Below are 14,542 nucleotides of genomic sequence, written 5' to 3'. Positions count from 1 at the left end.
TTCTTCTGTTAAAGACTTAATTTTAAGCCTATGAGAAGCTAAGGAAAATGAACCACTATGTGTTTCTTTTTGAAGAGGTTATCTCCTCCTATGACAGTCTATAAAATTCCTTCAAGATTTTACTATTCCAAAGAAGCAAGTTCCGATTCTCCAGATACGACATCAGTTTGTGAGGTATGCACTAGCATTCCCGGTCTAATTTTTTGAAGGTTGTTGGTGATGAGCTTATCATCTTTGCTCAAACCTTCTCTTACAATTCTCAGTCCATTGGAGTGTAGTGGTCCTAACTCAACTTGCTTGCTCACTACTTCACTACTATCATTTAGTACATAGACAAATCTCAAGGACTGATTGGTTCCGATAATCTGGTCAGGAATCATGATGGCTTTGTGCTCTCCACTACCAATGATTCTAGCTTTTCCAAACATCCCTGGTTCCAATAGGTGATTCTTATTCTCTAGTACAGCACGACTTTCCATGGTCCCTGATAACTTGTCGATCTGGTTATCTATAAAGTCTAGTTTGCCTTTATGAACGAAATTTTCTTCATCCAACAATTGAATCTCTACAGGAATCCCTTGTTCTCGTGGATCTTCTCGTTTTCCATCTTTAGCCAAACGAACATATTTTAAATAACTTGACTCACTAGCGGTAAAGTAAAAGTGAATAGGACTGGTGGACACTATAGTGGTCAATAATGTTGAATTGGCACTACCCCCATCGATAAGGTTTCCTTCATTCACACGATCTCTACTGACAAGCCCTGAGATTGGAGCTTTAACCCTGGTGAATTCTAAATCGAGTTCAGCTTGATCTACTTTGGCTGCCGCCAATTGTAGGCTGGCTTTCGCGTGAGCAAGTGCTTGTTTTCTTTGATCATATTCCTCTATTGAAACTGCGCCTGTTGCTCTCAAAGACTCTACCCTACTGTAATTATCCTCTGCAATATTAACAGTGGTTAGGGTTTGTGCGTAATTCGCTTTGGCCTGATCCAGTGCTATCCGATAAGGACGTTGATCAATCACAAACAATACCTGTCCTTTTTCGACATGTTGACCGTCAATGAAATTTACTTTTTCTAAAAATCCACTGACCCTAGCTCTTACATCCACGTGATTGCTTGCTTCAAATCTCCCTGTGTATTGATCCCATTCTGTAATGGTCTCATACAACGGCAGGGAAGTTTCTACTTCAAGAGCGGGAACTGCTGCTTGTTGACCTTCCTCTTGCGCACTTACTCTATCTGGAGTGAAGGCCAAGACCAATAGGGTGACTAAGACCCCTATGATGGCAATGATGCCAATTTTCCTTGTGTTTGATTTCTTTTTCATTTTCTATGGTTCTTCTACGGTTTTTTAATAGGGTCAAAATTAAGGCAGTAATACTCCTATAGGCTAACCATAATTTTTTCAAAAATGACCAAAATGTAATATGGGGTGAAAAATGACCAAAATGATATCACGGACTGTTAGTCAGTATTAAATACATAATATTAACGGGGTTTAAATATTGGTTAATCCCAGTATAGTAGTGGAAATCGAGGATTTGTTCCTTTTCATTCCATGATCTTTTTAAGCCTTATGGAAACCCGTAACATAGTTTAATTCACAAAATTTAATTTTATACCTATTCAAAAAACCAAAAACTAAACCTATGAAAAAACTACTTTTAGTGTTCATTCTAGTGATGTATCTATCCCCTAAAACTGCAAACGCCCAAGAAGGTGCAGCTGCTGCCGGTATTATTGGTGGACTCGTCGCCATTGGCGTTGGTGTTGCTGCAATTGAACAAATGAAAGAGAATGCAGAACTTACCGCCACCCAATGGGTGCTTACCAACAGGCCTGAATTGGAAAACTTTTCGTTAAAAACCCTTGATTTTGATGGTAAGAAATTAAAGGACATGTCTGCGGCCACAGTGATCACCTTTAAGATTCAAGAATTCGTTCCAAACGACAAACCAGAGCTTGATGGCAAAAAACAAGTGCTCTTTGGTTTTACCAGTCACGGCTGGATTAACCAATACGGCATTGACTATAATAAGGTGAAATGGTACCTCATCGACAGACAGGAGTGGATGAATATGATGGTGGCTTACGCCAAGGTCTCTTCTACGATAAAAGATGAATCTAACTTAGAAGACATCCTAGAACAAGGAAAGATCGTTAATAATGGCGTACGTGTTAGAGGTAAACTCGAAATCCCTTTCTTTAAACTCACCGGAGATATGTATGTGGTTACTGATTATTCACCAGAGATGAAACTTCTATACAACGAAAGATCATTGGGGATTTTTCTAAAACACAGTAGTGACCTAGTTCAAATTGGAAGAGGTGATATCATTAAAATACACGATTTCCTTTTTGGAGAATAATACAATACCTATTACTAACTACTACTAGTAATTAAGCCCAAATACATTGTTGTTGGAGCATTGCGTCGCACAACACTTTGTTTATTTGGGTTTTTTTAATACTCTACTTATTCGATAGGATTAATTATTTTTATACCTTAGCCGAAATTTTTAATGAACCAGAAATCAAATGAGTATAATTCAACTCCTTAGAAATTCCGTCGACAGTATAAGTTTTAAACAAATAGGTTGGTCTATTTTATGTTTAAACCTGGTTATGATCGGATATTTCGTTTATATCATTTTTCAAAGTGAGGAGTTCCTTTTTTCATTTGATAGCACCTTTTATACCTTTATTGCGATTGGATTTTGTGCGCAGTTAATAGACGGTGCACTAGGAATGGCCTATGGAGCCAGTAGTACTTCCCTGTTATTACAATTTGGAGTTTCTCCGAAAATTGCCTCGGCGAGTGTTCATATGGCTGAGGTTTTTACCACTGGTGTATCCGGCTTATCTCATTTGAAGTTTAAGAACATCGATAAAAAATTATTGATAAGATTGGTTGTTCCAGGGGTTATTGGAGCAGTCATCGGAGCTTACCTTTTATCGGCTGTCTTGGATAGCGGATTTATCAAACCTTATATATCGGCATACTTACTGATTCTAGGGGTTCTTATTCTTATAAAAGGAATCCGAAATAATTTCAAGAAACGTAAAAGAGTCAAAAGAGCGGGGCTTTTAGCCTTGTTCGGTGGTTTATTAGATGCCATCGGTGGCGGTGGATGGGGACCCATTGTAACCTCAAACATTCTCAACCAAGGAAAAGATCCAAGATTAACTATAGGCACCGTTAATACTGCGGAATTTTTTGTTACTTTTTTTGCTACTGGGATCTTTCTATTCTATGTGGGCGTGGATAGCTGGCAAGTCGTTCTTGGGCTCATCCTAGGTGGTATGTTAGCAGCACCACTAGGCGCACTGGTCGCTTCAAGAATAAACAAGAGGGTACTTATGATAGTGGTGAGTTTAGTCATTATCCTGACCTCCTTGCTAAATATCTTCCACAGTATTGGCTAGAGCTAGATTCTTAAGCTATTTATCTGTAGATTTCGTTCGTTGCTATTAAGGTTTTGAAGTGACCACCACGGCTTTTCCGACATACTCTTCATTGAACATATTACACACTATAAAATGGGCTAATTCTCCCCTTTTTATAGAGTCGGTAGGAATCATTTCTTTAGTGACAACGATATAATTATGATCGGCAACCACTCCTATGCCTCGGAGTCCCGTGGGGCGAACAATCGTATAAGGAAGAATGCTGTTTTGGGTAATATTCTCCTGTTTGGAATGATCCGAAATGTGTCCTTTTAAGATGTTTTTTATAAAGGTCCTGCTAAAAAACCCCAATTGCTCCATGCTTTCATTACTTCCAGCAGAACTGATCACCCATAGTCGAGTTGATGGACTTTTATTTTCAAGCGCGTCCACTACATTTCTTGTCGTCTGAGTTCTAACCTTGGAACATTTAAAGGTTTCAGCACCTACGGCTATAACAACAGCATCAAATTTATATTGGGAGATCACATTATGGATCTGCATAGCATCTTCAGCATCACCTTGGATAATGCGAACTCCTGTTACGGGTCTGTTGAGTTTCTCTGGAGATCGTACAAATGCTGTGACGTGATACCCATCCTCCAGAGCTAGTCTCATAATCAAACGACCGGTTCGTCCTGTTGCACCAATGATTAAAATTTCCATAAATCTATCGCAATATCATTTTTGGTTATCATTAAAGGTAGCCAAAATATTAAAATTAGGCGATGGCAATATATAGAATTTCAATAGTACTACGTATACTTCGGTTCGAATGAAGTAATTTAAGGAACAATAACAACCAAACTAAAAGAAGATTAGCTTATATGCCAATGAATTATGGCCATTTGAGTAGTTTTGGTCGCCATTCCTTCTGGGTCATCCCAGAAGGATAGCAAACCAATTTTAGTGCTAACACACTATAATTAAATCTAATTTAATCTTCGAAGTAACCTTCTAATTCTAGTTTTGCAGCGGCTTCAACCAGCATCACACCGCTTAATTGTGTTGTGAGATCGGTAGCACCTTTTGGTGCATTTCTCCAATCAGGGCTCGAGAGCATACCAGGATGACTTAATCCATGTTTATAAAAGGTTGCAGCGTTGAATTCGAAGAATTTTAAAAATTCTCCTCTATCCGCCTCACTGATATTGTCTTGCATGATTAACTCTGTAAAATACCGTATTAAGACCCCTTTGAACAAGCCCCCATCACCTTGACCTTCGTCTTTTAAAATGCCGTTAGTCGTTAGTTCAGGACTCTTTAGTAAAGATCGCCCGGCACGTAGTGAATTATCCAGATAATTTTGTTCTCCAGTGGCATTGTAAAGTCGTAATCCAGCACCAATCCAGGTTCCTAAATTGTAGGTAAAGATCCAATCCTTTTGAATTACGATATCGCCATTATCTTCTAGTTTTATGTTATCCCACACCAATTCTGTTTGTGGATCCACCAAATGTTCTTTTTCCCAGGCATACAATTTTTTGGCCCAGTCTAAATACTCGGGATTCGCATCGAGCTCATAGAGGCGCATCGCCAAAATAATAGCAGGACCATTAGATACCGCATTTTTCAGGTTAGGCGTGTCTTTTTTCCAAGTAATTCCTCCGCCTAATACCTCACTATAGCTCAACAAGATATCATTCCAAAGAAATTCTGCAACCTCTTTGTATTTTATATCATCTGTGGCATTATAAGCACGAACACATGCGTTACCAAGCCATAACATATCATCGTTAAATACATTAGAGTATGTACCTCCGTTTTTCGTTTCAATGCCTACCAAAAGATTCTTCATTTTACTCAGGTAGGTTGCATCTCCAGTACGGATATAAGCATCGACCAAAATATGTAAACCATGTGCATTTGGCCAGTAGTTACCATAAACCCCGGTACCAATACTGGCATTAAAAGTACCTTCAGATCCAATATAAGAATCATAGGTAGCAGTTTGAATAGAGTCGGCAACAGCATCCCAATTGATTACTTGATTTTCGACAGAAGACTTTGAAGGATCTCTTAATGGCACGGGATCATCATCGGAACATGACACCACCAAGGAAAGACCAAAAGTTGCTAAAATTAAATAGGTATAACCAATTTTATTTCTCATAGTTATATTATTAAGCCCTTCCTTTAAACTTTTTAAAGGAAGGACTGTTTATAAAATTTAGAGTATTGTTATTTTATGCGTATAATCGCTAACAGTACTATTGTATATGATCTGAATATCTACATTACTTCCGTCAACCTCTGTGGCAAACTTATATGTATTGGTCCAATCATCGTTTGGTGCAGGTACCATAAACCAATAAGCTTCTGGTGAGTCAGTAGTAGGTCTTTGATTATCAGGATTTGTACTTCCGTACCATTCTTCGAAATCTTGGCTACCGTCGTTTAAGGTAAATTTGAATTTATAACGTTCATCTTTACCCCAAGACTGTTCTTTAAAGGTGATCAATTTGTTTAAAGCTTCCCAAGTACCGTTTCCGGCATAGTCAAACTCAAATAGGAAAGCGCCATCTGGTGCAAACCACAATTCGATTTTAGAGACTTTGGAAACCTCCACTGAACCATCACTGAAATCCAATCGGATTCTATGCACACCATCTTCTCCACTATAGGTAGTAGTTCCATCTTCAACAAGCTTTGTACCCTCGATATGATACAATTCCGGTGTACCACTTTTTCTAGTTGCAAATTGATACTCACCTGCGGAAAGGGAGGTGTAGATTTCAAAGGAAGTTGCTCCTACTTTCTTCATACCATAAGCAGCTGCCAAATCATCACCGGTTTCGGTAGCTGTTCCGGTAATAAATACCTCGTCAGGTATTGGAAACCCTCCAGGGCGCTCCACTTCGATGGTTCCAAAAACATCCGTTTTTTGTACATTAATTCCTTTTGAAGCAAAGACGGTCCACTTGAGTTTTCCTATGGTCTCTGAAGCAATACCTGCCATTCCGGCAATTCTGTTTAACTCAGTAAATGGCAAATTCAATCTTCTTTGGAATCCCTTTCCGTCAGAAGGTATTACATAAACCGGATTTGAAAAATCACCTTCCTCTGTGTCAAATGCGACATCATAGAGGACTACTCCATTGTCTTCAGCTTTAGAGGCCTCCCATTCAAATAAGGCAGAACTTTGAGCGCCTAGATTAAAGAATTGACCGTCTACAGGTGCGTATAAAGTATTGACTGCACTAACATTTGTGTGAGACAAAGAATCGTCGTCACTACAGCTCGCCGCAAAAACTACGGTAAGCATTACTATGATTTTTAAATATATATTTTTCATTACGTTTACTTTATGGTTACTAAATTACCAGCCAGGGTTTTGAGATAGATTGGGGTTAATGAGTCGTTCATCACGTGGGATTGGCCACAAATAATGTTTGCCTGGATCAAAATTTCTTTGATTCACTCTTAAATACCCTCCGTCTTCGGAAGTTGCACTAAATTTAGCGCCATGAGCCCAGCCATTTAATACATCCTCTGCAGTTTTCCATCTTCGAATATCGAAGATTCGCAATCCTTCAAAGGCCAATTCAACCCTACGCTCGTTTCTAACTACCGTTCTTAAATTCTCTTCGGATAAGCTAGAATCGAAATTCAAGGCTGCCGCATCGGTAAATCCTGCTCTTTTTCGAAGCGCTCCTATAGTTTGATTCCAACCATTTGCATCGAGTTGTCCCAATTCATTTTTAGCCTCAGCATACATCAGTAGCACATCCGCATAACGGATTAACATCAAATTCAAACCAGAATTCAATGAAGAAAGATGGCTAGGGTCATAATATTTTCTCAAATAGTACCCTGTAGAAGTGGCTGAAGAACCAGATACATATTCATCTGCAGCGCTATCAGGTGAAGAACCTGGCTCGATGTAAATGGTATGTGTGCTTCCGTCTTGTTCTTTCCATTGGTAGTTGTGATAAACAATGGTATTAGTAAGACGTGGATCTCTGTTGGAATAAGGGTTTTCTTCGTCGTAGCTAGAACCTGTCTCATCTATAGCTGACCCATTCAACATCACATAAGAATCAACGAGTTCCTGTGTAGGAGCCATGGCATTTAATCTCGCGCCAGCGGAAAGTGGCGCCATGTCAAAATATTCTCCCCACATTCTAAATTCCGGTACAAATTGAAGACTTAAAATATCTTCACTGTTATACTCGTTTTCTGGAAGGAATAAACCTTCATAGGAAGGGAAAAGTGAATACGATCCATAAGATGAACCGTTCATCAGTTTTTCACAGGCTAGAATTACTTCTTCCCAATTTCCTTCATACAACTGAACTCTCGCTTTTAAGGCTACTGCCGCACCGGCTGTAATTTTCCCTCTTTCATCCTCGCTGTACTGAGCTTTTGTTGGAAGGATTTCAGCTACAGCATCTAACTCGCTTAAGATGTAATTTAGAACTTCTGCCCTTGGGCTTCTCGTAACCGATGTTGCTTCCTCTAAAGAAATATCAGCAGTCACTAAAGGAATATCTCCAAACCAAGTCATCAATTGAAAATGCTGCCAAGCCCTCAAGAAACGAGCCTCAGCTTTCATTTGTTCTTTTACAGTTGGATCTAAGTCCTCTACTCTATCAATGTTTTCTAGTAGAATATTACACGATTTTATACCTGCATATCTATTATTCCATTCTTCCTTGAAACGTCCTAAAGAAGCATCATAGGTACCGGCAGCAATGGAAGCTGAACCGGCAATATCACCTCTTCCGTTGTACGCATTATCAGACATGGCCTCGTTGTAAAAGAAGTATTGACTGCTGAACATTTGCGAATAAGCTGTATTGAGTACGGTCTGAGCCTTACTGACACTTGTCCAATAGGTTTCGTCTGTAAATTTATTTTCAGGATATTGATCTAGATCTTCACATCCATAAATCGCAATCGAAATTGCTAATATGGAAAGAAGCTTAATTTTATATATCATTCGTTTTTTCATCATTTCTCGGTTTAAAAAGTAATATCAATTCCCAATCCGTAGTAAGCCAATGTTGGATATGCCCTACCACTATTTGCACCAGAAGATTGTAGACTACTATTAAATTCTGATAGCTCAGGATCGACAAAATCAACCTTTGACAGGGTTAATAAGTTCTGTCCGGAGACATAAAATCTATAACTATCCAATCCGATTTTTTTAGCAACATCAGCTGGCAAAGAATATCCAATTTGGATATTTTTGAGTCGTACATAAGCGCCATCGTACAAATACATATCTGATCCTCTTCTAAAATTATTTGTATTAGATTGTGTTCCGTTATTAGCCAAACGAGGATATCTCGCATCTGGATTTTGAGGAGTCCAATAATCTAGTTGATGTGTGTACATGGTCATTCCATAATTGAAATGGAATGGCTCAACTTGCTCTCCCCTGATCATCATGGTTCTTTTACCAACACCTTGAAGGAAGATACTTAGGTCAAAGTTTTTAACTTCCATCGCATAAGTTATACCGAAGGTGTAGCGAGGGAATGGATTGCCAAAAACAAACTTATCGTCATCGTTGATAACGCCATCTTTATTTAAATCTACATAGCGGTTATCTCCTGGAACAACAGTTAAACCTTCAGGGACTGCTGCATTTTGAATTTCTTCCATACTTTGGAAATAACCATCTCTTTTAAGTCCAACGTAGGAGTTAAAAGGTAGCCCCTCTCTTAGTATAACTTGTAATTCTTCTAGTTGTCTTAGTCGTTCATCACCTTGAAAATCCAATACCTCATTTCTAGAATCTCCTACATTAACAGATAAGGTGTGATTAAATAATTTACCATAATGTCTATAGGTTGCACTCAATTCCCAACCTCTGTTACCAACTTCTCCTGCATTGAAATCCGGCAAGTCAGTTCCGTAAACGCCAGGAACTGCAGGTGGAATTAATATGTCTTTGGTGACTTTATCAAAGTAATCAAAAGAAAGGGTGAACGCACCATCTAAGAAGTCTAGATCAGCCCCTACGTTAAAGGTGGCTGATTTCTCCCATTGAATGTCCGGGTTCGCAAAGTCGTATCCAGTACCACTGACCCCACTATTGTTGAATCCATAAGCATTCTGGAAAGTAAAGTACGTTGTTTGATACTGGTAATTACCAACGTTTTGATTTCCAAGTATACCATAGGAGGCTCTTAGTTTTATATTTCCGAAATTCTCTTTATAGCCTTGCATGAAGTCTTCATCAGTTACTTTATACCCCAAGGATAAAGAAGGGAAGAAACCCCAACGAATGTCGTCTCTAAATTTTGATGAACCATCATATCTAAAGCTAAACTCGGCAAAATATTTTCCTTTATAATCATAAGAGGCTCTCCCAAATAAAGAGTTTAAACTACTCTTGGATGAACTTTGGTTAGAGTTATAGGAGCCCTCCTCAATTTCAGTATCTGTTATAGGAGTCCCTAGGTCTGGATCGGTATACTTTTTAAAAATCCCAGTTCCTCTATCGCTATGACTCTCATTAGATACACCTACCAGAAGGTTGACGTTGTGATCCTCTGCGAATGTTTTGGAGTATTCCGCCATAAACTGAGTATTTAAATCCAAGCTTTTTCGGTGCTCGTCTCTAGTGTTGTTATCAGCGCCATAAACTCCCTGCGGGAAAAAATCTACTCTTTTAGTTCTGCTAAACATGGAATTGGAATACAATCTTCCTCCAAACACACCTCTTAATTTAAAATTATCCGTAAGGCTAAGTTCTGCAGATATATTCCCGAAAACATCGTCGTTATCATATTTTCTAAATCCTCCTTCTTCTAGGATTCCTAGGGAATTAAACTGCTGTAAGACATCATTGGTAACTAAACGCCCTTCTTCGTCTTTTTGACTATAATATAACGGAACACGGAAAGCATCTACCATTAGCGTGCTTGTATTCGAAGAGTGATCTGTTATCTTTTGTTTTGAATAGGCAAGGTTTGACGTCAACTTCAATTTCCCATACTCATTGGTTAAATTGATTCTGTAGTTGTAACGCTCCATTCCTTTAGATGGACCAACTAAATTACTACGCTGATTCAAATATCCTAGAGAAACCATATAAGTAGAATTTTCATTCCCTCCGGATACCGAAATGGTTTGATTTTGTTGAAGTGCCGCTTGTACAATTTCGTCTGCAAACCACTCTTGGTCACCTTGGGCTTTATACGCTTCAATTTCAGCGGAAGTAAACACCGCAGTATTTTCATTAGAATTATATGCAGCTTCATTTCTGAGCATAGCATTTTCATAACCATGTACAGGTTTGGTAAAGTAATAAGGGATATTAAAACCGACTAGTCCGCTATAAGAAACTTTCATCGCTTGGTTTTTGCGACCAGACTTTGTGGTTATCAGAACTACACCGTTGGCAGCCCTAGATCCATAAATAGCAGCACTACCTGCATCTTTCAACACAGAAACACTGGAGATGTCAGCAGGATTGAGTGAGTTAATATCACCACCCACTATACCATCGATAACCACCAATGGGCTATTATTACCTAGGGTACTCACCCCACGAACGTTGATGTTAAGTACGGCACCAGGCTCAGAATTCCGTTGTTGAATGATTAAACTCGGTGATTTACCTTGTAAGGCCTGAGTTGTATTAGTGGAAGCTCTTCCTTTAAAGGCTTCATCACTAATCTGGTCAACAGCAGTTACTACATTAGCTCTTTTCTGAGTTCCGTAGCCGACAACTACGACTTCATCTAATGTTTGCAAATCTTCTAAGAGTACCACATCCACAATAGATTGTCCATCGACAGATTTTTCAATGGTCTTCATCCCGACATAAGAAAATACAAGTGTTGCCTCTTTAGACGAGACCTCAATGGAATAATTCCCGTCAAAGTCTGTCTGGACTCCATTAGAAGTCCCCTTCTCTACAATAGCGACTCCCGGAAGCGGCATTGCGCTAGAGTCTGTAATCGTTCCTTTTACAACAATTGGTTGTTGTTGTAACTCATTACCGTATACACCTGGTGTATGAATTCCTAAAAGCAGCAGTGCTAAGAACACATAATTTTTAAGTCTTAGCTTTGCCCCACAACTTCTAAGTTTAACATGAGATAATGAAAAAAATTTTAGAATAAGTTTCATTTTGTTTTAACAGCAGTTTAGTTTAATTAAGATTAATGAAATAATCTATGCAATATACTAAAACGTTTTAGGAAAACAAATATTTTTTTTATATTCCACCAATATGACACTTAAAGCACTGTTACTTAGCCACATAAATAGATCTTATATTTATTAAAATAAATTTACTGTCGAGACAAATTAAGGACGAAATAATCTCAATTTCCTAAAACCAATGCGATATTTTATCTAAAAGTATTATCCGGTCAGCTCTGGTTGAGCTCCTGAAGGATCCTCTGTTCTACCCGTTCACTATCCCATAGTTTTTCTATAGAATCCATCTTCATGATATCATCCATGATTGCTTTTTGAAGATCTCCTTGTTTTAGGGCTTCGCTGTAAGGATCTGTTGTAAAGGTAACCCTACTGTATAGCGGCATCCATTTATCAGGATGTTTTTCGGAAAAACGCTTTTCAATTTTCTTTCTGAGTAAAAACATTTCATCCGCTGTTTTGGAACTCATTTCCATAAAGTTCCTATAACTGAGTTCTGCGACAGCATCTGCGTTTGGCTTGCGCTCGGTTTGGTAATCTTCGAAGATGGATTTCCAATCATCGCCATGCTGCTCTATAAGCTGATTGAGTACCGTGATGTCTTCAAAGCCTATGTTCATCCCCTGTCCGTAAAAAGGAACTATAGCATGAGCTGCATCTCCGATTAAAGCCACCTTATCAAAGCTTGTCCAAGGCTCACATTTAATAGTCACCAAGGAACTTGTTGGGTTTTTAAAAAATTCTGTAATCAAATCAGGCATATCCTTGACAACATCATCAAAGTACTTTTTAAAAAATGCCTGGACCTTTGATTCCGTATCCAACTGCTCAAAAGAGTTCTCTCCATGATAAGGCATAAACAAGGTACAAGTAAAACTTCCATCTAAATTGGGTAAGGCGATTAACATAAACTCCCCTCTCGGCCAAATGTGAAGTGAATTCTTATCCATTCTATGGGTATTGCCGGCATTGGCTGGAATGGACAATTCCTTATAGCCGGTTTTCAAAAAACTTTGGCTATAATTAAACATGCTACTGCGTTGCATCTTGTGACGAATCCTAGAGAAAGCTCCGTCTGCTCCAAAAATTAAATCATAAGGTTGTGGCTCTAAGTCCTTCTTTTCGCTATCACCGGTATAAAGGATTGCTTCCGAAAGTGAGACATCCCAAACTTTGGATTCAAAAATAAAATTAGCACCCTCTTTCTCAGCCAAATCAATCATTTTCTTATTGAGTACTCCCCTTGAAATGGAATATATGGCCTCGCCTTCTTTACCGTAGTACTGATAATAAACCGGCTTGCTTTGCACATGTATTGCGCGTTTATCCATCGGTATGGCTAAGGCTTGTATCTCTTCCCTGATTCCGACATGATCTAAGGCCTTCCACCCTCTTGTCGATACAGCTAAGTTGATGGATCTTCCGGAGAATTCCATATTTCGGATATCAGGTCTTCTATCATAAACATCTACATCGTGACCTTGTCGTTTTAAATAGATTGCTAATAAACTACCAACGAGTCCACTTCCAGTTATCCCTACTTTCTTAGGTGTTTGCATGGGTAAATTATGTATAAAAATTCCCGTGAAGTTACGGGAAATCGGTCAAAGTTAAGAAATTTCAAATAGCTGACTTTAATGTAGGTCTCCACAAAAGTGAATATTTTTTCGTATTTTGTTACAAATCAAAACTTTAATATTATGAGTGAGGAGAAATTAGCGCACATGCAAAAAATTTTAAACAAGCTAGAAGATATTAAAAACACCCAGGAAAGTAGTATTGATAAGATCAATCATGTCATTACAGATTTGTTTGCTCAACCTGATGCTAAATTGGAAAAAGTAATGGAAGAGGCCCATCAAAAAGCCTCGGATAATGTAGATATGGTTCGCGAAGCCATAGGGGAATATCAAATTAGGGTCAACAAGCTTTCCCAGCAATTCGAATAATTTCAAACGATTTAATAAAAATCACAGAAGCGATAATTTGTTGTAAAAACCATTATTGGTTCTGTGATTATAGTATTACCACTCATAGGCTTTACTAAACTTAGGCCTGTTAAAGTCTATTTTATTAGCTTAAAGCAAAGTGCATTGGCTACAGCACGCTCACCCAGGTGATCCCATTTTTTGTTATCACTCGGATAGTTTACTATACCTTGACCTTTTACCCATGCTGCAGAGGATCCTCCTCCATCGAGATTCATTGCGTCAGTACACCCTAAGGCTTCCATAATTATGGAGAGTTCCTGTATACTAGCCCCATGCGCATTGGCATTTCTACCATCAACTACCACAGCGATGAGACGGTTGTCTTTTGTAATACCAATAGCCGTTCGTGGATGACGATTGGTATTGAACTTTTGGTCTTTTTGGCTCACGATCTCTTCTTGATTGATCAGAAGTGGCCCTGAAGCCAGTAAGGTCGGATACGACACCAAAGATTTCCATCCTTCTTCCGGACGCTCAATTATGGATATGTCTCCTTTTTTATTGACTGCAAAACCAGCATTCTCTCTATATGAGGTAAATTTCTCTCCCGTTCTAGAATAGACTTTACCATCTTGTTTTAGAAATACCGTGGATCCACCTGTTTTAGTATTAAAAAAAGAACCGTTAATTGCTACAATAGCATCTGTTTGCTCCGCAAATTCACTGGTGGTCACAAATCCGGATTCAACATGTGGTAGAGCTAATTCAATAGTTCCCTTGGAAAGATCTATTTCAAATACCGTAATGCTTTGTTTGGAATCAAATAGATCATCAAATTGGTGGTGTTTCCAAACAATCTCAGGAGAAACCGCTTGACGTTCCCACTGTGCATTCGCAATTTTAGCTGAGGCTGATTCGGTTGTTTGTCCTTGTACAGCAGTGAAGCTTCCAACGGTTAGTAAAAATCCTAATACAATATATCTAATCATCTAAACTTTATTTTAAATCTTTCTGCTTTTATCTTTTATTCACCTGT

Annotated in this window: 11 protein-coding genes; 3 read left to right on the top strand and 8 right to left on the bottom strand. The window is 38.6% G+C overall.

The genetic code is table 11. The features are described 5' to 3' along the window. Positions 1-122 precede the first annotated feature (122 nt). A complete protein-coding gene (locus ACN0TV_RS07350) occupies positions 123-1,331 on the bottom strand; it encodes an efflux RND transporter periplasmic adaptor subunit (RefSeq protein WP_417361612.1) in 1,209 nt (402 codons plus the stop codon). 322 nt (positions 1,332-1,653) lie between these two features. Here ACN0TV_RS07350 and ACN0TV_RS07345 point away from each other — a divergent pair, with 322 nt between their 5' ends. Together ACN0TV_RS07345 and ACN0TV_RS07340 are read left to right on the top strand one after the other, a co-directional pair. Further along, entirely contained in the window at positions 1,654-2,373 is a 720-nt protein-coding gene (locus ACN0TV_RS07345) for a hypothetical protein (RefSeq protein ID WP_417361610.1), read from the top strand. Between the two features lie 169 nt (positions 2,374-2,542). Further along, positions 2,543-3,430, top strand: a complete 888-nt coding sequence (locus ACN0TV_RS07340) for a sulfite exporter TauE/SafE family protein (protein WP_417361608.1) — start codon at positions 2,543-2,545, stop codon at positions 3,428-3,430. 45 nt (positions 3,431-3,475) lie between these two features. On the opposite strand, the gene ACN0TV_RS07335 is transcribed toward ACN0TV_RS07340, so the two are convergent. The 6 genes from ACN0TV_RS07335 to ACN0TV_RS07310 all read right to left on the bottom strand — a co-directional run bounded on the left by ACN0TV_RS07335 (position 3,476) and on the right by ACN0TV_RS07310 (position 13,134). Continuing rightward, positions 3,476-4,117 (bottom strand): NAD(P)-dependent oxidoreductase, encoded by a 642-nt coding sequence (locus tag ACN0TV_RS07335; protein ID WP_417361606.1) that lies wholly within the window; start codon positions 4,115-4,117, stop codon positions 3,476-3,478. Between the two features lie 271 nt (positions 4,118-4,388). Continuing rightward, positions 4,389-5,564, bottom strand: a complete 1,176-nt coding sequence (locus ACN0TV_RS07330) for a glycoside hydrolase family 76 protein (protein WP_417361604.1) — start codon at positions 5,562-5,564, stop codon at positions 4,389-4,391. A gap of 57 nt (positions 5,565-5,621) precedes the next feature. After that, positions 5,622-6,746, bottom strand: a complete 1,125-nt coding sequence (locus tag ACN0TV_RS07325; RefSeq protein WP_417361602.1) for a SusE domain-containing protein — start codon at positions 6,744-6,746, stop codon at positions 5,622-5,624. A gap of 24 nt (positions 6,747-6,770) precedes the next feature. Further along, positions 6,771-8,408, bottom strand: a complete 1,638-nt coding sequence (locus ACN0TV_RS07320; protein ID WP_417361600.1) for a RagB/SusD family nutrient uptake outer membrane protein — start codon at positions 8,406-8,408, stop codon at positions 6,771-6,773. 8 nt (positions 8,409-8,416) lie between these two features. Next, entirely contained in the window at positions 8,417-11,542 is a 3,126-nt protein-coding gene (locus ACN0TV_RS07315; protein ID WP_417361598.1) for a SusC/RagA family TonB-linked outer membrane protein, read from the bottom strand. Positions 11,543-11,787: 245 nt separating this feature from the next. Next, the gene (locus tag ACN0TV_RS07310) at positions 11,788-13,134 is read right to left on the bottom strand and encodes an FAD-dependent oxidoreductase (protein ID WP_417361596.1); all 1,347 of its coding nucleotides are present in this window, start codon (positions 13,132-13,134) and stop codon (positions 11,788-11,790) included. 141 nt (positions 13,135-13,275) lie between these two features. Here ACN0TV_RS07310 and ACN0TV_RS07305 point away from each other — a divergent pair, with 141 nt between their 5' ends. Beyond that, positions 13,276-13,524 (top strand): hypothetical protein, encoded by a 249-nt coding sequence (locus ACN0TV_RS07305; protein ID WP_417361595.1) that lies wholly within the window; start codon positions 13,276-13,278, stop codon positions 13,522-13,524. 116 nt (positions 13,525-13,640) lie between these two features. Here the strand turns inward: ACN0TV_RS07305 and ACN0TV_RS07300 are convergent, their stop codons facing one another. Continuing rightward, positions 13,641-14,495 (bottom strand): phosphodiester glycosidase family protein, encoded by an 855-nt coding sequence (locus ACN0TV_RS07300; RefSeq protein ID WP_417361594.1) that lies wholly within the window; start codon positions 14,493-14,495, stop codon positions 13,641-13,643. Positions 14,496-14,542 lie beyond the last annotated feature (47 nt).

Source organism: Galbibacter sp., assembly GCF_048266365.1.
Lineage (GTDB): Bacteria > Bacteroidota > Bacteroidia > Flavobacteriales > Flavobacteriaceae > Galbibacter.
This window is presented reverse-complemented; position numbering and strand designations above follow the sequence as displayed.